Source organism: Capnocytophaga sp. HP1101 (genome assembly GCF_054772415.1).
On record NZ_BPUU01000023.1, the window covers coordinates 12003 to 31385 of the forward strand.

The window sequence follows — 19383 nt, forward strand, 5'->3', positions numbered from 1 at the left end:
TAAATATTTAATTGATAAATGAATAAGATAGACATTTTATTGTTAGTAATTTTGGGCTTCGGAGCAGTACGTGGTTTTATGCGAGGGGTTATCATCGAAATGGCATCGCTATTAGCTATTGTGATAGGCATTTATGGGGCAATACACTTCTCTTTCTTTACCGCCTCGTTGTTAGACAAGATTCTCCCTGCCGAAAAGCAAACCTTAGAGGTCTTTGCTTTCGGTCTTACCCTCATCGTGCTGATGTTGGGGGTAATGCTCTTAGCTAAAGTTCTTACCCAGATGCTCAAAGTCGCTGAACTCGGTTTCCTGAATCGTTTAGCGGGTGGCTTGTTTGGCTTACTTAAAGCAGCAGTCATTGTTGGGTCGATGTTCTTGTTCTTAGAGCGTACTTTTCAAACCGAAAAATGGCTTTCTGCTTCCTCTCTTAACAACTCATTGCTCTATAAACCTGTAAAGAGCATCAGCCAAGTAGTATACGCTAATGTTTTCCCTGAGAAACCGAAAGAAGAAATGAAAAGTGAATAATAAATGGAAGGATTAGTCTATAAATCTACAGGTAGTTGGTACACCGTGAAGGACGTCGCTACGGGGCGGTTCTATGAGTGTCGCATCAAAGGTAAATTTCGCCTTAAAGGCATCAAGAATACAAACCCTATAGCTGTGGGCGACCGCGTGGTCTTTAGTTTAGAAGAAAGTAACAGAGGCGTCATTACCCAAATACACCCCCGCGATAACTACATTATCCGCAAATCGGTGAACCTTTCTAAGCAAACTCACATTATCGCTTCCAATATCGATCTCGCTTTCTTAGTCGTAACCCTCAACAATCCGCCTACTTCTACTACTTTTATCGACCGCTTTTTGGTAACCGCCGAAGCCTACGGTATCAAAACCGTACTGCTCTTTAACAAAGTAGATACTTATACCGAAGAGGAACTCGCCGAAGTGAAATACCTCGCCTCAATATACCGCAACGCAGGTTATGAATGTATAGATATTTCGGCTACTACGGGCAAAAATATCGATAAGGTAAAAACTGCTATGGAAGGAAAAACTTGCGTGGTATCAGGGCATTCAGGCGCTGGCAAGTCTACACTTATCAATGCCATAGCTCCCAATTTACACCTCAAAACCGCCGAAATCTCTCAACTCCATCAGCAGGGGCAACACACTACAACTTTTGCCGAAATGTTCGATTTGCCTTTTGGAGCACGTATTATCGATACCCCAGGTATCAAAGGCTTTGGTATGGTAGAAATAGAAAAAGAAGAACTCACCCACTATTTCCCCGAGTTTTTCGCCCTCAAACACCAGTGTAAGTTTAACAATTGCCTGCATACCGATGAACCCCAATGCGCCGTAAAAGCAGCTTTAGAACGCGACGAAATCGCTTGGTCACGCTACAAAAGCTATCTGCAAATCCTCAAAGGCGAAGACAATGTATATCGCGAAAGCGAAGATGACTAATTCAAAAAACAATACTAAAATAATAAAACTCCCTCTTACAAACAACAGACCTCCAACGGGAGGCCTGTTTTCTTTCGATTTATTTCTACAAAAACTTCCTTTATAGTAGCTTGGAAATCAATATTCTGTATAGCCTTTCTATACCAATCGTCCAACATTCGTTCAAGGTTCGTATAAGCTTTGTATAAGCTCCCCATTACCAAAAAAGACTCTATTTAAAAAATAAATGCGGAAAAAGTATTTCGATTGGTTTCTTGACGAAAGCTATTTTTAAGGTCGCTTTCAAGAATCCAAATCCATAACTAAAAAACTGCACCAAAAGCGCCCAAACCGATAAAAAGCCTATCTTCAAACTCCGGTTCTCTCGGGCACTATCCCACCCTATCAAAATAAAATAACAGGCGTACACCAGCAAGGGCGCTATATGTCCGAAAAACACTAACAGCATAGCCCCACAAAGCCCCAAGGCAAAGCAAGTAGGCAACCAAAAAGTGAGCTTGCGCGTTTGCGGATGCCAATGGTTAAGGATAGCCCGCGTTTGCCCAAATTTGCTCACTTGAGTACGGAATTTTGCCCACGAAATACGCCGTTTGTGAAACACAAAAGCAGTAGGAATAAAAGCTGAATCGAAGCCCCTTTCCCAAAGGCGTATCACCAAATCAGGGTCTTCACCAGGGTGTATCTTCCCAAAGCCTCCCGTCGCCTCAAAAGCCCTACGTGATAAACCCATATTGAAACTCCGCGGTTCAAACCGCTGAATGCGCTTTTGGCTACCCCGAATGCCCCCCGTAGTCAGCAAAGAAGTCATCGTATAGTTAATAGCCTTCTGAATATCAGTAAAATCATGGGTAGCCGTATCCGAGCCCCCAAAACAATCAACGTAATGAGCTTGTAAGAAATCATCTACTGCTTCCAAATAATGAGGCGGTAAAATACAATCGGAATCTAAAATGAGAAAATAATCGTGTTGGGCGCGTTGCATTCCGTAGTTACGCGAGTCACCAGGACCTGTATTTGGTTTCGCAAGATAAGTAATCGATAAATCGTTTTGATACTTTTCACACACTTCTTTTGAGGTAATAGTAGAGCCGTCCTCTATTACTACTACTTCAAAATCATCTTCGTAAGTTTGTGACACAAGGCTATTTAAAAGCTCGTCAAGCTCTTCAGGACGATTGTATATCGGGATAATAAAACTGTATTTCATTTGTTAATATAATGTTAATTTTTAGCTGTTATGTAACATCCGTATAAATCTATACGTATAATAGGCGTATAAGAATCGACAAAATTAAGGATTTTTTCTGAATGAGACAACTAAAAATTACCAAACAGGTAACCAACCGTGAAACTGCGTCTCTTGATAAGTATTTGCAAGAGATTGGTCGTGTAGACCTAATTACTGCTGATGAAGAGGTGGAATTGGCACAACGCATTAAGGCAGGCGATGTAGCCGCCTTAGAAAAACTCACCAAAGCCAATTTGCGCTTCGTGGTATCAGTCGCTAAACAATACCAAAACCAAGGGCTCACCCTGCCCGACCTTATCAACGAAGGAAACTTAGGGCTCATCAAAGCAGCACAACGCTTCGACGAAACCCGTGGATTCAAATTCATTTCTTACGCCGTATGGTGGATTCGCCAATCAATACTCCAAGCCTTAGCCGAGCAATCGCGTATTGTGCGCTTACCGCTGAACAAGATTGGTTCTATCAATAAAATCAACAAGATGTATGCTTACCTTGAGCAAGCCAATGAACGCGTACCTTCAGCTGAAGAGATTGCGCGTGAGCTGGATATGTCGGTAAACGATGTGAAAGAATCTATGAAGAATGCGGGTCGTCATATCTCAATGGACGCTCCTTTGGTAGAAGGTGAAGATTCTAACCTGTACGATGTGATTCGCAGTAACGAGTCGCCTAACCCCGATAAGTCACTCATTTTAGATTCATTGCGCACCGAAATTGAGCGTGCACTCGAAACGCTCACTCCTCGCGAAGCCGATGTAGTGCGTTTGTATTTCGGTCTTTCCGATCAGCACGCAATGACTCTCGAAGAAATAGGCGAAACCTTTGACCTTACCCGCGAACGTGTACGCCAAATCAAAGAAAAAGCTATTCGTCGCCTTAAACACACTTCCCGCAGTAAAATTCTAAAAACATACTTAGGCTAAGTGCGAGCCGTACAAGCAAATATAGACTTTGTCAAAGTCCTAACTTTGACAAAGTTTTTTCTTACCCTTTACCTTTTATCTTTTACCTAAATAAATGGACTACACTTGGAACTTTAAACCGTTACCACCGCAAAGCACTGTAGTAGCACTACAACAAGAACTCAATATCAGTGAGCCTTTGGCAATACTCTTAGCGCAACGAGGTATAACTACTTTCCAGCAGGCAAAAGACTTCTTCCGCCCTACCCTATCGCAATTACATAAGCCTCTCCTGATGAAAGGAATGAAAGAATCCGTCACCCGTTTGCACCAAGCACTTACTGAGGGCGAAACGATTCTCATCTATGGTGATTACGATGTCGATGGTACCAGTGCCGTCTCTTTGATGGAGCGTTACCTCAGCAACTTCACTTCTAATTTGCATACCTATGTTCCAGACCGGTATACCGAAGGTTATGGCATTTCCTTTCAAGGAATTGACTATGCTCAGGCGCAAGGTTGTACGCTAATTATTGCACTCGACTGCGGAATTAAAGCCATTGATAAAGTACAATATGCCAAAGCAAAAGGTATCGACTTTATCATTGCCGACCACCACCGTCCGTCAGATGTAGTACCTGAGGCTGTAGCGGTACTCGACCCCCAACAAACGGACTGTCCTTACCCGTATAAAGAACTCTGTGGTTGTGGTTTAGGATTTAAATTAGCACAGGCATACCACGAGTATCTACAACGTCCTTTTGAAGAATTGATTCCTCTTTTAGATTTGGTAGCCATAGCTACAGCAGCCGATATCGTACCGATGGATGGCGAAAACCGTTGCTTGATGTACTTTGGTTTGAAAGTACTTAATGAGAGCCCCTCAGCAGGAGTAAAAGCACTTTTTGGTGAACATCAAGGAGCTATTACCGTCACCGACGTAGTCTTCAAAGCAGCACCACGTATCAATGCAGCAGGTCGCATAGAGCACGGCAAATACGCTGTCTCCCTCCTCACCGAAGCTAATGAAGAACAAGCCCTACAAAAAGCTAAAGAAATAGATGCTCTCAATACTGAAAGAAAGGAATTGGATAGTAGTATCGCTACCGAAGCACTCAACCAAATAGAAGCGAATGGTGAACAAGACAGCTATACTTCAGTAGTCTTTAACGAAGAATGGCACAAGGGGGTGATAGGCATTGTTGCCTCCCGCCTTATTGAACATTACTACCGCCCTACGGTAGTCTTCACCAAAAGCGGTGACAAATATGCTGCTTCAGCGCGTTCGGTACAAGGATTTGATATTTACGAGGCGTTGGAACAGTGCAGTGAATATTTAGAGCAATTCGGCGGACATAAATACGCTGCCGGTCTTACCTTACGTCCTGAACAGTATCAGCTTTTTAAAGCTACTTTTGAAGAAGTAGTAAAGCAAAGTATTAACCCTGAGTTGCGAATCCCGAAACTCTCTATAGATACCGCACTCCCTTTGAGTAAACTCACCCAAAAGTTATATAACGTTCTCAAACAGTTCGAGCCTTTTGGTCCTTGCAATCTCCCTCCGCTTTTCTATGCCGAAAATGTAATAGACACCGGATTTGCCAAACGTATAGGTAAAGAGGAAGAACATTTAAAACTTACCTTAAAAGAAGTAGGGAGCACCTCATATTACGATGCAGTAGGCTTTGGCTTAGCTCATAAACTCCCCTTAGTAACCTCTGGCAGACCTTTTAGTATAATATTTTCAATAGAAGAAAACGAATGGAATGGCAGAGTAAGCTTGCAACTGCAAGTGAGAGATATTAAATAAAAAAATAGGTCATTGAAATAGTATAGTTATTCCAATGACCTATTTTTATATAGCAACCCTGCTATTTCAAAGCTTCTAAGGCTTTAGAGTAGCTAGGCTCTTCAGTAGTTTCAGCTACTTGTTCCGTATAAACCACTTTCCCTTGCTCATCTAAAACTATTACACAGCGCGATAGCAACCCTTTTAAAGGTGTATCAGTAAAAGTAATAGGGTAATGTTTTGCAAAATCACCTCTGAAGTCTGAAAGCATCGTGAGGTTATCTATTCCTTCAGCAGCACAAAAGCGGCTAAGCGCAAAAGGAAGGTCTTTAGATACACAAAGAATAGCTACATTGCTAAGTTTAGAAGCCTCTACGTGAAATTTGCGCACAGAAGCTGCACATACACCAGTATCTACACTTGGGAAAATATTCAGTACTACTTTCTTTCCTTGAAAGTCTTTGAGAGTTACTTCAGCCAAATCATTTCTTACAGCTGAAAAATTAGGAGCTACAGTGCCCACTTTGGGAAGTTCGCCAGCAGTATGAGCTGGTTGTTCGTGAAATGTAATGTTTGCCATAAAATATAGTTATTTCTATTAACAATAGTTTGAAAATCAACAAAAACAGCGCCAAGTATCAAATTTATAGTATTATTATCGAATACTTTCTGCAATAATATAACCACCCGTCCACGCATTCTGGAAGTTGAAGCCTCCGGTAATAGCATCAATATCGAGCACTTCACCGGCTAAATAAAGATGCGGAAGGAGTTTACTCTCATAAGTCTTAAAGTTGATTTCGGAGAGTTTTACACCTCCTGCTGTTACAAACTCTTCTTTGAAAGTAGCTTTGCCCTCAATAGGAAAACGGCATTGGGTAAGCGTTTCGGTAAGGTGACGCAATTGTGGTTTATTAAGCTCAGCCCACAGTTGTTCAAGAGCAATACCTGCGTGAGCTAAAAGAGATGCCCATAAACGTTTAGGAAGTTCAAATAGTGAGACACTCTGCATCATTTTGCGTCCGTTGTGCTGTTTGAAGTCTTGTAGTAACAGGAGTGTTTCGTCGTAAGTGAGTGCTTCTGGGGTATTGGCGGTGAAGTTCACTTCCATAAGGCATTGGTAGTTACACTCAGCTAGCACACGAGCACCCCAAGCCGAGGCTCGCAACACTGCGGGACCACTAAAGCCTGTATGTGTGAAGAGTAGCGGAGCTGTTTCGCTTATCTTTAAGTATTTACCTTCTTTGCTAAGCAAACGTATAGAGGCATTCACAGCAATACCCGATAGCTCTTTAGTCCATTGGGTAGACGTTTGAAAAGTAAATAGTGAGGGTACAGGAGGTATGATGGTATGCCCCAGTCGCGCTAACAATTGCCATATTTTAGGATTGCTACCCGTAGCAATAGCTACATTACGAGCAGTATAGGTTTGCTTAGATGTAGTTACTTCCCAACCTTCGGGCATAGGACAAAAGGCTTGTACATTCTGTTCGGTAAAGAGGTGAATGTGGTGTTTTCTAATTCCGCTGAGAAAGCAATTTATAATGCTTTCAGAAGTGTTAGAAGCAGGAAATACGCGACCGTCGGCTTCCGTTTTGAGAGGGACTCCGTGAGATTCAAACCACTCCATCACATCACCACACATAAAACGATGAAACGGACTGAGAAGCTCTCTACTGCCTCGTGGATAATTCTTTACAAGTTCTTGAGGAGTAAAAGTAGCGTTCGTAAGGTTACATCGTCCTCCGCCCGAAATACGCACTTTATGAAGAACCTCTTTGCTTTTTTCGAGTATAGCAATTTTGAACTTAGAGCACTTTTCGGCAGTATTAATAGCGGTGAAGAAGCCAGCAGCTCCTCCACCGATAATAAGAAGGTCGTACATTTTAGGTAAAAAAAGGTAATAAAACGTTATTTGATACCTATAAAATTGTATTTATCATCAAATTTGAGTTCCTGACCGTCGGTAAGTTCCGCTTCATATTTCTTTTTACTAAGACTACGCGATACTTCTTTGATAGATTCAAAAGGAAAAGTAGCTTGTACGTGTGCTAATATCCTTTCAGGTACTACGTGGTCAGGCACTTTGCCGTGTCGTGCTTTGAGCTCCTTCCAATCACCGTTGCCGTTGAACTCTATTTCAAGACCATCACGAAAGATGACGGTGTACTCTTCGTCGTTGTAATCTGTGTCTTTCCATACCGAGGTAATATGGTCTACTAAAAAATGCTGACGTACAAAGTTGATAGCATCAGCAGGGAGGTCGTTAAAGGTTACTTTTTTGTCTTGTGCTGAAGCTAGGCTAAAAGAAAAAGTAGCCATAATAAGTAATAAAAATCGTTTCATATTAGTCGTCTATTTTTAAGAATTTACCGTTTAAGTTAAAGAGGAGTTCTACACCGTTAGAAAGGTCTACTTCGTATTTAGTACGCCCTTTTTTGATTTCCTTAATAATAATATTAGGGTAGTTTTTGTGTACGTACTTAGTGATTTTAGCAGGAACAATCTTAGGTGATACTTGTCCGTTGCGTGATTTTACTTCTTTCCAATTGCCATCAGCACGAAATTCTATTTCAGTGCCATCAGCAAAAAGCACAGTGTAATCCTCTACTTTACCTTTTTCAGTATCTTGCCATACCGAAACGATATTATTAGTAGAGAAGTGCTGTTTGATAAAACTTTGAGCGCTGGCAGGCAAAGCTTCTATAGGCACAAGACCTTCGTCTTGAGCAGTAGCCACTCCAAAAACAAGTAAGGAGAACGCTATTGTTGATAATGCTTTAAGTGTATTCATCTTTTTGTTATTATTGATATGTTTACGGCGACAAAAATAACCAAAAATAAAAAAAGTACCAAATAAATGGTACTTTTTAATATTCTATTAAGAGTTTAATAATTTCCTATTGGCTCTCCGTTGTGGTTAAAAAATAAATCAGTATGAGAGCCTATAATGTCTACTTTATACCCTATATTGGTTTTTCTAATTCCTTCGATGATAAGACCTTGGGCTGTAACGTAATCAGCTATTTTTTTTGGGAAAAAGGTAGTAGGGATACTATGTCCATCTTCACCATCTACTTTTAGCCAATCGCCATTGGCGGTAAATTCCAGTTCAGTGCGGTCTTTTAGTTCCACCGAATAACCGTTAATATTCTTTTCTTTCTCTACCTCCTTGACAGAAGTATGTGGAAAGTGAATACTGATAAAATCGCGAGCGGGTTGTGGCAATCGTGCGCACGAACTGAGTGTGAGAGTTGCAAAAGTAGCTATAAAAAAGAAGTGTTTCATTAGTCGTCTATTCTTAAAAATTGTCCTTTTGCATTAAATTCCAAGTCGAGACCGTTAGTAAGTTCCACCTCATAGCCATAGCGTTTCTTCTGGATTTTATAAATGTTTGTTTGAGGATAAGTTTTGCTTACGTAATAAGCAATTCCATTAGGAATGATTTTCGCGGGGATAGCTTGAGTACGTGATTTCACCTCTTCCCAGTCACCATTGGCATAGAACTCAATTTCTGTGCCATCATTAAAGTGTACTTTATAATCCTTATCGTGAATATCATCGTCTTTCCATACCGAAGCGATATCTTCCACTTTAAAGTGTTGTTTCACGAAAGTTTGTGCCTTAGCGGGCAATTGTGCAAAAGTAATAGGAGTGTCTTTTGCCGATACACTTTGTACAGCTACTACTGTCAATAAAAAAGTTGCAATAAATGATAGTAATTTTTTCATCGTTTTAAATCTGTTTTTAAGTTTAACGGGGCAAAAGTACAACCTAATTTGGGAAAGAATTAGGAATAATCACCTCATTAGCTAATTATCTTTCCGTCCACCATCACGAGTTTCCTATCAGCCATTGTCGCAAGTTCTTCGTTATGGGTAACTATCACAAAAGTTTGCTGGAACTCCTCACGCAGTTGGAAAAAGAGTTGGTGTAACTTTTCGGCACTTTCGGAATCGAGGTTCCCACTGGGTTCATCGGCGAATACTACCGATGGGTGGTTCATCAAGGCACGAGCCACCGATACCCGTTGCTGTTCGCCTCCCGAAAGGGCATTAGGTTTATGGTCGGCACGAGGGGCGAGGTGTAAAAAGTCCAAGAGCTCCATTGCGCGCTTTTCAGCTTCCTTTTTGTTCATTCCCTTGATAAGCGCAGGAATACAGATGTTCTCCAAAGCGGTGAACTCTGGCAACAATTGGTGAAACTGAAAGATAAAGCCTATATGCTCATTGCGGAATTTTGCTAAAGTCTTAGACGACAATGATAGTATATCCGTTCCATTGATGATGAGCGACGATGGGTTACCAGTATCCGGACTATCGAGGGTACCCAAGATGTGTAATAGGGTAGTTTTTCCTGCCCCTGATGCCCCTACAATCGACACGATTTCGCCTTTAGTAACGCTCACCGATACACCTTTGAGCACTTCTAAATCTTTGTAAGTTTTATGTATATTAGTGGCTTGTATCATCTATTTCGCATTTTGATAAATATACACTTCGGTAGCGCCTACACCGTATTTGGCATACTCGGCATCGTAAAAAGTAACATTTGAATAACGCCCTAACAAAAACTCCAATTCAGTGCGCAATACTCCCTCTCCTACTCCGTGAATGAACACCACCCGCTGAATGCGTTGGTTTATTGCCCATTCCAATTGGCGACGGGCGGTTTCGAGCTGGAGGGTAAGCATATCGTAATTGGTCATATTGCGAGTGGAATCAACAAGTTGCTCAATGTGCAAATCTACTTCCATAGGCGGTATCGCCTTCTCTTTTTTAGTAAGAGGGGACTTATTTCTCCTTTTGAAAACCTTGTCCTTACTAAGGCTTTCTTCATCTATATTAGTAAAAGCACCTTTTAGCGAGGCGTCTTCTTCAATGACGATAACTTCCTCGGGGCGGAAAGTCAGCTCAAAACCCTCAGTAGTAAGCATTGTTACTTGCTGAGGAGTGAGGCGCACAATATGCCCTTTAATCGTATCGTCTAATACTTCTATGTAATCTCCTATGTTCACGGTGTTAATTTGCTAATTTGTCAATTTGCTAATCATCCTCTGGGTTGCGAATTCTTGTCGCGGGGTCTTGAAAATCTTCCTCATTTTTGGAAGGTAGATTGCGTGAAATGCGGTATATGCCTATCATCAGTAGGCTCATACCGCCAATGAGCAACGCTTGGTCGTATTTAGGGAACAAGTAGCGCGAGAGGGCTACGAGTATTCCTATGATCATTAATATGTAATTCATCTTGTTAGGTATTAGTTGTTAGGCCTTAGGAGTGCGACGTTCCTATGGCCTGTGGCCTGAGACCTAAGGCCTATTCAATTGCTAATATTCCTTTGGCGAGTTCAATCATTCGTTTATCACCGGTGTGCTTGTTGGGCTCGTCCGAAAGTTTAACAGTAGGTACCCACTCATTGTCGCTGGTGAGCACTTCGGTGAGTTTCATCACTATGTTCATCGGACGCAAGCCTACATCGTTGGTGAGGTTGGTGCCTATCCCGAACGAAATGCCTATCTTGCCTTTGCAAGCCTCGGTAATCGCCTGTACCTTCTCAGGATTGAGTCCGTCTGAGAAAATGATGTACTTAGAAAGCGGATTGATGCCCATTTTTTTGTAGTGTGCAATCGTCTTTTCGGCAAAAACGATAGGGTCGCCACTGTCGTGACGCACGCCGTCAAAGAGTTTGCTAAACTTCTTGTCGAACTGTTTGAAGAACACATCAGTAGTATAGGTATCGGAAAGCGCTACCCCAAGGTCGCCGCGGTACACATCTACCCAGTGTTCAAGAGAGAGTGCGTTGGCCATTTTGTAGCTGTATTCGGCGGCGTGGAACATAAACCACTCGTGTGCGTGCGTACCTATGGTTTTTACTCCATACTTCATCGCAAAATGCACATTGCTGGAGCCTATGAAAGTGTGGTTGTACCCCTCTACTAAAGTGCGCATTACTATGTCGTGCACGTGGTACGAATGACGCCTGCGGGTACCAAACTCAGCAAATACTACTCCTAAATCTTTGTAAAACTGCTCCTTCTCACGGGTATTCTCAATCACCTGTGCATCTGTCCACGCAGTGGCATTGGTGAGCTTGTAGAACAGTTCACTAATCACCGATAATAGGGGTACTTCCCAAAGAATCGTGCGATACCAATAACCTTCCACTGTTACTTGTAAATCAGTGCCGTTTTGCTCAATATGCACTTCGGCGGGGTCGTAGCGATACCCCTCTAAAAAGTCTAAGTACAGCGGACTCAAATAGGGGCAGTTCTCGCGCAAGAACTGCTTTTCGGCTTTGGTGAGCTTCAGTTTAGCCATATGGTTCACCTGTTCGCGCAAGGCATCTGCAAAGCCTTCAGGAAATTCGTGCTTGCCACGGTTGATAAAGGTATAACGCCCTTTGTTCTTCGGGAACAACTGCACTACACCACACTGCATAGTGAATTTATAAAAGTCGTTGTCCAATAACGAATGTAGGATTGGAGTCATATATTTTCAATTAATAATTTACAATGAATAATTAGCAAGTTCAAAAAGCTTATTCTGGGCAAAGATAACAAATAAATTGCAATTATAAACTATTGCCACTATCTCTATTCTACTTATCCTTCGCTTTAGCTTCGATTAAAAAGAAATTAAATGTAGATAGTAATCATTTAGAATGACTTCTCTACTTTATTCAGTGCCTCAATGATTATCTCACAACCTTCTTTGATTTCTTCTTCTGTAAGGGTGAGTGGTGGCGAAAGACGTACCGCGCGGTGTTCAAACAGTAGCCAATAGACAATAAGCCCTCTATCCTGACAGTAGTTGATTACAAAATCAGCTATTTCAGCAGACTTCACTATTACGGCGAGCATCAGTCCTTTACCGTTCACACTCTCAATGAGGGGGTGTTGCAGGTACTGGCGGAAGAGTTTTTCTTTGCGCAAGGTATCTTCCATTAGGTTAGTCGTAAGGAGTTGGTTGAGGGTCGCCAACGAAGCCGCTGCAATCACAGGGTTGCCCCCAAAGGTAGTGATATGCCCCATCTTAGGACTGTGTGCTAAGAGTTGCATACGCTCGTACGACGATACAAAAGCGCCTACTGGCATTCCGCTTGCCATACCCTTACCTATAGCAATAATATCAGGCGTGATGCCGTAGTTTTGGAAACCAAAGAGCTTGCCCGTACGTCCAAATCCTGGTTGTATCTCGTCGATGATGAGTAGTGCCCCCACTTCTTCACAGCGCCTTTTTACCTTGATGAGATAATCGTTTTGGGGTTCGATAAAACCCGCACCCCCTTGTATACTTTCCAATACTACTCCTGCGGTACGTTCGGTGATTTTTAGGATATCTTCTTCGTTGTTGAACTCTATAAAATCTACATCGGGAATCAGCGGGCGGTAAGCGCGCTTGCGTTCCTCATAGCCCATTAAACTCATTGAGCCTTGGGTGTTGCCGTGATAGGCGTTCTTAGCTGCTATAAGTTGGGTTCTGCCCGTAGCGCGTTTGGCTAATTTCACCGAGCCCTCAATAGCTTCCGTGCCCGAGTTTACCAAGTAGGTAGTGTTGAGTTCTGGGGGCAGTTGTTCAGCGAGGAGTTTGCAGAAGTCTACTGCCGGTTTTTGTACATACTCACCGTAGACCATTACGTGCATATAAGTAGCACACTGCTCTTGGATAGCTTTCACCACCGCAGGGTGACAGTGCCCCAAAGTGCAAGCCGATACACCTGCTACAAAGTCTAAATAACGCTTGCTGTCGGTAGTGTAGATATAACTACCCTCGGCACGTTCTACCTCAAGCAATCTCGGATAAGGTGATGTTGGTGCTTGATATTTGAGAAAATCTTGTTGTTGATTCATTATTCTTTTTCTTTAATAATCTTAATCATTGTGTGGGGTGCTATTTCGTTAGTAGCATTACCTTTGTAATAAAGCTCAAAAATGCCAGTAGGTTTTCCCTGTATAGCCCCGTTGATTCTCAATTTTGCCTTTACAATACCTGAGGTATTAAAGATAGCATTTTGGATAGTCAAGTCGTAGGTTTGTAATTGAATAATACTATTAGAAACAAAAGTGAGATTTTCTACCTTCCCACTAATAGGCAATTTGTCAAGTGACCCCGCTTCAAAAGTAAGGTTCCGGCAATTCAGTTGTAAGTTCCCTTCCTTACAACTGCCTATTTTTAAATCCAAGTTGTCTATATTCAAATTTAAATGAATCTCGGAGAGGAAGTCTAAGTGCATTTTATACGAAGGCATCTTAATAGGTGCTTCTGTGCGAAGTTTCCCGCTCTTCATATTCAATTCGCTTGTCCCTTTAACCGGAATTTTCAATTTAATACCTCCCGTTTGTACGAAGTTCACACCGTTAGGCGTTTCTAAGCTCACACGTAAAGTTCCTTCTTGAACAGTAGTTTTGATAATAGGGTGAATTGCATCGTCGGCATCTATGTAAATATGGTCGTTTTTCTCATTTACTAAGGTAATGTCCCACCTATTATCAATGTCTATTTTAGTATATTTCTGCACAGCAATTTTCCGGATACTTCTCTCTCCCGACGCTTGAAATACATTCTGAGCACTTAGCACAACCGTTGTAAGCACTAATCCTATTGATAAAATAATATTCTTCATTGCTACTTCTTATTAATTATCTACTTTTCATCGCTAATAATCCCTACCTGCAAAATTCTAATTCGTTTCTATCTACGGATTTCCCCCCTTCGGGGGTAGGGGTCTTCCTCTTCACTATTCACTTCCTCCTAAAAGTCTATCCAAGCTCACAATGTCTTGAATCAGCACTTGTCTTGCTTTACTACCTTCAAACGGACCTACAACGCCCGCGTGTTCTAACTGGTCGATGAGACGACCTGCGCGGTTGTAACCCAATTTCAGTTTGCGTTGCAAGAGCGAAGCCGAACCCTGTTGAGCATTCACCACTACTTCGGCAGCCTCGCGGAACATAGGGTCACGCTCTGAGGGGTCAAAGTCTAAATCTACACTTTCACCATCAGGTCCTACGTACTCAGGCAGTAAATACGCATCGGGGTAAGCGCGTTGTGCCCCAATGAACTCAGTGATATGTTTGATTTCAGGAGTATCCACAAAGGCACACTGTATGCGCACGGGCTCGTTGCCTTGTGAGTAAAGCATATCTCCTCTACCGATAAGCTGTTCTGCTCCTGAACCGTCCAAGATGATTTTTGAGTCGATTTTAGAACTTACCTTAAAGGCAATACGCGTCGGGAAGTTAGCTTTAATGATACCCGTAATTACGTTGGTCGAGGGTCGTTGGGTCGCAATAATAAGGTGAATACCAATAGCGCGGGCAAGCTGTGCCAATCGTGCTATAGGAAGCTCTACCTCTTTACCTGCCGTCATTATCAGGTCAGCAAACTCATCTACTACTAACACTATGTACGGCAAGAAACGATGTCCTTCGTTAGGGTTGAGCTGTCGCGCTTTAAACTTAGCGTTGTACTCTTTGATGTTGCGCACTTGGGCGTTTTTCAACAGTTCGTAACGGTTGTCCATCTCAATACAAAGCGAGTTCAGCGTGTTCACTACCTTCTTGTTGTCGGTGATAATCGCCTCTTCGCTGTCAGGTAGCTTGGCAAGGAAGTGTCGCTCAATCGTTTCAAATATTGATAGCTCTACCTTCTTAGGGTCTACTAACACAAACTTCACTTCGGCTGGGTGCTTCTTGTAAAGTAGCGAACTGAGCACTACGTTTATCCCCACCGACTTCCCTTGTCCGGTTGCCCCCGCCATCAGTAAATGCGGCATCTTGGTAAGGTCGGCTACAAAAGTTTCGTTGCTAATGGTTTTCCCAAAGGCAATAGGCAATTCCATTTCAGCGTGTTGGAACTTCGGTGCCGTAATCATCGTGCGCATATACACCATTGTAGGCTTCTTGTTAGGCACTTCTATCCCTATCGTACCCTTCCCTGGTATTGGCGCAATAATACGGATACCCAGTGCTGCCAACGAAAGCGCAATATCGTCCTCTAAGTTCTTGATTTTTGCAATACGTGTCCCTGCTTCGGGTACAATCTCGTAAAGAGTAACCGTAGGTCCTATCGTCGCCTTTATCTTCTCTATCTTAATTTTATAGTCGTTCAGCGTTTGTACGATTGTATTCTTGTTTTCCTCCAATTCTTCTTGGTTGATAACAATACCGCTGTCTTTGGGGTCGTCCAAAAGGTCAAGCGTAGGAAAGCGATAATCACTAAGTTCTAATGTTGGGTCGTATTCTCCATAGTTCTCTACCAATTGCTTAGCCAAAGTCTCAGGGTCTATTGCCTCTGTTGGCTGAGTAGGCGTTACCGTAAAATCAGGTTGTTCCTCTTCAGGAATATTAGTGATTTCTAAACCTCCTTCTTGTCCGTCAAGTCGCGGAATTTCTTTCTTATGAGTGAAAGGGTCTAACTTTTCGTTTTCGCCTTGCGGAATGATAAAGTCCATTTCACCTTCATCAGTAGTAAACTCTATAGGGTTTTGCTCTTCTTCCGCAGATTCAAAGCTGTTTTTCTCTTCATCGAACTCTTCTGCTGCTGCTTCGCGTTTCAGTTTAGAGAATGTATTTTGGAAAAGAACCTTAACTTTTTCAGTAGTGAGGTTCAGTTTTAAAATAGCATAGAATGATGCAAAAAGCAATAAAAGCAGTATAGTGCCTAATTTGCCCAAATAGTCTTGCAGAAAATGATTCAATTCATAACCCGAAACTCCTGCTAATATAGTAGCTTTCCCTTCCAAGAAACCTAAGGCTGTAGAGGTGAACACCATTAACAAAATACCCCAGAACCACCGGTTTAGCAAAGGCTTTTTCATATTAAAAACAAGCTTCATTCCCGAAAGAAATAACAGCCAAACAGGAAAGATAACTGCTAACCCAAAACCTTTGTACACAAACAAATGCCCCAAATAAGCCCCTATCTTACTGCCTATGTTGTCCGCAAGTTCTTCACGATTGCTCAGGTCTGCCCACACACTTTGGTCTGCCTGCCACGAAAAGAAGAATGACGAAAAGGTAAATACTAAATATAGCGATAGCAGTACTAAAAATACACCAAAAGCCAATTTGCGCTGTTGGGGTTTATTAGTATCTTTCTTCTTTTTCTGCGTTTCCTGTGGTTGTTTCTTTTTAGCCATTTATAGTTAAGCGTTTTTTCAATTAAATTTAATTTGTTTCTTTCACTTCTTCCAAAAACTGCACCTCATACAAATTGCGGTAATAGCCGTTCTCTATTTGCAACAACTCATCGTGAGTGCCTACTTCCACAATATTCCCTTTGTCAAGCACGATAATTTTATCTGCCTTCTTCACCGTAGTAAGGCGGTGCGCAATGATAATCGAAGTGCGTCCTTCCGTCATCTTATCAGTCGCCTCTTGTATGAGCTGTTCCGAATGTGAATCGACCGACGAGGTAGCCTCGTCCAAAATAAGTATTTGTGGCTTGTGCACATAAGCGCGTAAAAAAGCTATCAGCTGGCGTTGCCCTGCCGAAAGCATAGTACCGCGTTCTTTCACGTTGTACTGATAGTTACCTGGCAAACTCATCAAGAAATCGTGAACGCCTATGCTCTTAGCCGCTGCAATCACTTCTTCTTCACTAATCGCAGGATTTTTTAGAGTGATATTGTTGTAAATACTATCAGCAAAGAGGAATACATCTTGCAACACAGTGGCAATGTGCTCACGTAACGAACTGAGTGTATACTCCTCAATGTTCACCTCGTCTATATAAATCGCCCCCGAAGTCAGGTCGTAAAAACGGTTCAGCAGGTTCGTAATCGTAGTCTTTCCAGCACCCGTCGCCCCCACAATCGCAATCGTTTCCCCTTCTTGCACCTCAAAACTGATGCCGTGCAATATCTCTTCCCCTGCTACGTATTCAAAATGAACATCTTCAAACCTGATAGCTCCTTTTACCTCCTTCAGTTCTTTCTTCCCTTCGGTTTCAGTATCGTCTTCAGTCTCCAAAATCGCAAACACACGGTCAGACGCGATAATACCCATCTGCAAAGTGTTGAACTTATCAGCAATATGCCTAATAGGGCGAAACAACTGCTGTGATAGCTGTATAAACAGAAAAATATTTCCTAAATCATATACGTCATTTCCCACAATTTGTCGCCCGCCAAACCACACAATCAGTGCAATAGTAATCGATACACACAAGTCGCCTATCGGAAAGAAAATAGAGTTATACCATATCGTTTTCAGCCACGCCTGTTTGTGTTTCTCGTTTATCTTTTTGAAATTCTCCAATTCCTCCCGCTCCTGCGCAAAAAGTTGCACAACTTTAATACCCGAAATGCGTTCCTGTACAAAAGCGTTGAGATTGGCTACTTCGTGACGTACCTCCACAAAGGCAGCGTTCATCGAGCGCTGAAACCAACGCGTGAAGTACAGAATAAGAGGCATCGTCGCATAGCTAATAAGCGCCAACTTCCAATCAATCACAAACATTACTATCGTGATAACAAGCATTTTCAGCATATCGCTCGCCATCTCAAAAAGTCCCGAACTGAAAATTTCGCCTATCCGCTCCATATCATTCACCGCGCGTGTTACCAATACCCCGATAGACGATTTGTCAAAGTACCGCATCTTAAAACGCAACAAATGAGCGAAAAGCTTCTCACGTACATCGCGAATAACAGTCTGTCCCAGCCAGTTAGAGTAATACGAAAACAAGAATTGCATCAGCACCTCAGCGCAAAGCAAGGCTATTAAAATATAAGTAATGCGCAATAGCCCCTCATAGTTTTTAGGAGTGATATAATCGTCAATTGCCACTTTTATCAAATACGGTTGCGCCGTAGAGAAAATAGATGATAGTACAGCAAAGAACGCTACTGCTATAAATACCCCACGGTAAGGTTTTACAAAGCGCGACAGCTGACGAAAAGTATGCTTAGTGCGAGATGTTTTTTCTGACATTGTTTTCCTTTAAGGTTGCAAAAATACAAAACAATTACCAATTAACAATAAACTGCCAATATTTATCACCGCCACATTCCCCCTCACCAACGGAGTTAAGGGATAAGTTGCCTTCATCTTTCCCTCACCACACTCCCCCTTTGAAGGGGGCTAGGGGGATGTTTCTTCCTCTTTCCCTCATCACACTCCCCCTTTGAAGGGGGGCAGGGGGGATGTTTTTATTATTTTTCTCATCACCACACATCCCCTTTCAAGGTTGTCCACAAAAGCCGAGTAAGTGAATAAAGAGAAAGTTTCCTGTGCGTCACAATACTTTGCCAAAGTCTGAAACTTTGGCAAAGTTGAATAAGAAACAGTTTTTCTATCATTTTCCCGTCTCTACAGTTCCCCCTTTGGAGGGGGTTAGGGGGAGGTCTCCACCTTTTTTCCCATCACCACACCCACCTTCGGAGGTTGTCCGCGATAGCAGAGTAAGAGAACTAGGGAGGAAAGTTTCTTTCACTTTTCCATCGCATCTCCCCCTTTGAAGGAAGTCTGCGAGAGCAGAGTATGTGAATAGGGGGATGTTTCTTCCTCTTTTGCCGTCTCTACAGTTCCCCCTTTGGAGGAAGTCTGCGAGAGCAGAGTATGTGAATAGGGGGAGGTTTCCACCGCATCTCCTCCTAATGCCTATGGTCTAACGCCTATTGCCTCTTCGCTTTCTTTCGCCTCGAAACCCTATTTTCGGCATTATTGGCATTGTTGTATTACAGTATTAATCAATTACTTATACGCCCTTTGTATAACAATCGTCCAAGATTCGTATAAGCTTCCTATAAGCTTTGTATAAGCTAACCATACCCTTCTTACAGCTCATCTTTTACCTTTTACCTAAAAAACCTCTTCCGAATTTCTCCGATATCTTCTGATATCCGCAAAACCTTTACTGTCTGTCGTGCTACGACCTCGCACCTCAGAATTTCCAGAAAAATCTGACTTATCCGAAAAATCCGACTCCCACACACCTTGTCAAAGTTCATTATTGGCATTATCGGTATT

19 protein-coding genes are annotated in these 19383 nt (G+C 42.3%); 4 read left to right on the plus strand and 15 right to left on the minus strand.

The genetic code is table 11. The annotated features are described in order from the left end of the window. The first annotated feature begins 18 nt into the window (after positions 1 to 18). Together RCZ04_RS11670 and rsgA are read left to right on the plus strand one after the other, a co-directional pair. Positions 19 to 528 (plus strand): CvpA family protein, encoded by a 510-nt coding sequence (locus RCZ04_RS11670; RefSeq protein WP_460486216.1) that lies wholly within the window; start codon positions 19 to 21, stop codon positions 526 to 528. A gap of 3 nt (positions 529 to 531) precedes the next feature. Next, positions 532 to 1470, plus strand: a complete 939-nt coding sequence (gene rsgA, locus RCZ04_RS11675) for a ribosome small subunit-dependent GTPase A (RefSeq protein ID WP_460486217.1) — start codon at positions 532 to 534, stop codon at positions 1468 to 1470. 211 nt (positions 1471 to 1681) lie between these two features. Here rsgA and RCZ04_RS11680 read toward each other — a convergent pair whose 3' ends face one another. Next, positions 1682 to 2677 (minus strand): glycosyltransferase family 2 protein, encoded by a 996-nt coding sequence (locus RCZ04_RS11680; protein WP_460486218.1) that lies wholly within the window; start codon positions 2675 to 2677, stop codon positions 1682 to 1684. 101 nt (positions 2678 to 2778) lie between these two features. On the opposite strand from RCZ04_RS11680, the gene RCZ04_RS11685 reads away from it, so the two are divergent. Beyond that, entirely contained in the window at positions 2779 to 3642 is an 864-nt protein-coding gene (locus RCZ04_RS11685; RefSeq protein WP_015781678.1) for a sigma-70 family RNA polymerase sigma factor, read from the plus strand. A gap of 94 nt (positions 3643 to 3736) precedes the next feature. After that, complete coding sequence (gene recJ / locus RCZ04_RS11690; RefSeq protein ID WP_460486219.1) at positions 3737 to 5431, plus strand: single-stranded-DNA-specific exonuclease RecJ; 1695 nt, start codon at positions 3737 to 3739, stop codon at positions 5429 to 5431. A 61-nt stretch (positions 5432 to 5492) separates the two neighbouring features. On the opposite strand, the gene tpx is transcribed toward recJ, so the two are convergent. The 14 genes from tpx to RCZ04_RS11760 form a co-directional block, all read right to left on the minus strand. Beyond that, positions 5493 to 5990 carry a thiol peroxidase gene (gene tpx / locus RCZ04_RS11695; RefSeq protein ID WP_460486220.1) on the minus strand — a complete coding sequence of 166 codons (498 nt, stop codon included), beginning with the start codon at positions 5988 to 5990 and terminating at the stop codon, positions 5493 to 5495. A 75-nt stretch (positions 5991 to 6065) separates the two neighbouring features. Next, complete coding sequence (locus RCZ04_RS11700; RefSeq protein WP_460486221.1) at positions 6066 to 7295, minus strand: BaiN/RdsA family NAD(P)/FAD-dependent oxidoreductase; 1230 nt, start codon at positions 7293 to 7295, stop codon at positions 6066 to 6068. Between the two features lie 26 nt (positions 7296 to 7321). Continuing rightward, positions 7322 to 7756 carry a PepSY-like domain-containing protein gene (locus RCZ04_RS11705; RefSeq protein WP_460486222.1) on the minus strand — a complete coding sequence of 145 codons (435 nt, stop codon included), beginning with the start codon at positions 7754 to 7756 and terminating at the stop codon, positions 7322 to 7324. A 1-nt stretch (position 7757) separates the two neighbouring features. Further along, positions 7758 to 8204 (minus strand): PepSY-like domain-containing protein, encoded by a 447-nt coding sequence (locus RCZ04_RS11710; protein WP_460486223.1) that lies wholly within the window; start codon positions 8202 to 8204, stop codon positions 7758 to 7760. A gap of 95 nt (positions 8205 to 8299) precedes the next feature. Next, on the minus strand, positions 8300 to 8698 hold the full coding sequence (locus tag RCZ04_RS11715; RefSeq protein WP_460486224.1) for a PepSY-like domain-containing protein: 399 nt from the start codon (positions 8696 to 8698) through the stop codon (positions 8300 to 8302). Continuing rightward, entirely contained in the window at positions 8698 to 9141 is a 444-nt protein-coding gene (locus RCZ04_RS11720) for a PepSY-like domain-containing protein (protein ID WP_460486225.1), read from the minus strand. Before RCZ04_RS11720 ends, RCZ04_RS11715 begins: the two co-directional genes overlap by 1 nt. 77 nt (positions 9142 to 9218) lie before the next feature. Beyond that, entirely contained in the window at positions 9219 to 9881 is a 663-nt protein-coding gene (locus tag RCZ04_RS11725) for an ABC transporter ATP-binding protein (RefSeq protein WP_460486226.1), read from the minus strand. Further along, positions 9882 to 10427, minus strand: coding sequence for a Smr/MutS family protein (locus RCZ04_RS11730; protein ID WP_460486227.1), 546 nt, complete (start codon positions 10425 to 10427; stop codon positions 9882 to 9884). Positions 10428 to 10455: 28 nt separating this feature from the next. Beyond that, on the minus strand, positions 10456 to 10656 hold the full coding sequence (locus RCZ04_RS11735) for a hypothetical protein (protein ID WP_460486228.1): 201 nt from the start codon (positions 10654 to 10656) through the stop codon (positions 10456 to 10458). 70 nt (positions 10657 to 10726) lie between these two features. Beyond that, positions 10727 to 11899 (minus strand): nicotinate phosphoribosyltransferase, encoded by a 1173-nt coding sequence (gene pncB / locus RCZ04_RS11740; protein ID WP_460486229.1) that lies wholly within the window; start codon positions 11897 to 11899, stop codon positions 10727 to 10729. Positions 11900 to 12066: 167 nt separating this feature from the next. After that, a complete protein-coding gene (locus RCZ04_RS11745; protein WP_460486230.1) occupies positions 12067 to 13260 on the minus strand; it encodes an aspartate aminotransferase family protein in 1194 nt (397 codons plus the stop codon). Further along, the gene (locus tag RCZ04_RS11750; RefSeq protein ID WP_460486231.1) at positions 13260 to 14033 is read right to left on the minus strand and encodes a head GIN domain-containing protein; all 774 of its coding nucleotides are present in this window, start codon (positions 14031 to 14033) and stop codon (positions 13260 to 13262) included. The genes RCZ04_RS11745 and RCZ04_RS11750 overlap by 1 nt, the downstream gene beginning before the upstream one ends. Before the next feature lie 114 nt (positions 14034 to 14147). Next, on the minus strand, positions 14148 to 16550 hold the full coding sequence (locus RCZ04_RS11755; RefSeq protein WP_460486232.1) for an FtsK/SpoIIIE family DNA translocase: 2403 nt from the start codon (positions 16548 to 16550) through the stop codon (positions 14148 to 14150). A 28-nt stretch (positions 16551 to 16578) separates the two neighbouring features. Then, positions 16579 to 18345 carry an ABC transporter ATP-binding protein gene (locus RCZ04_RS11760; RefSeq protein WP_460486233.1) on the minus strand — a complete coding sequence of 589 codons (1767 nt, stop codon included), beginning with the start codon at positions 18343 to 18345 and terminating at the stop codon, positions 16579 to 16581. Positions 18346 to 19383: the final 1038 nt, after the last annotated feature.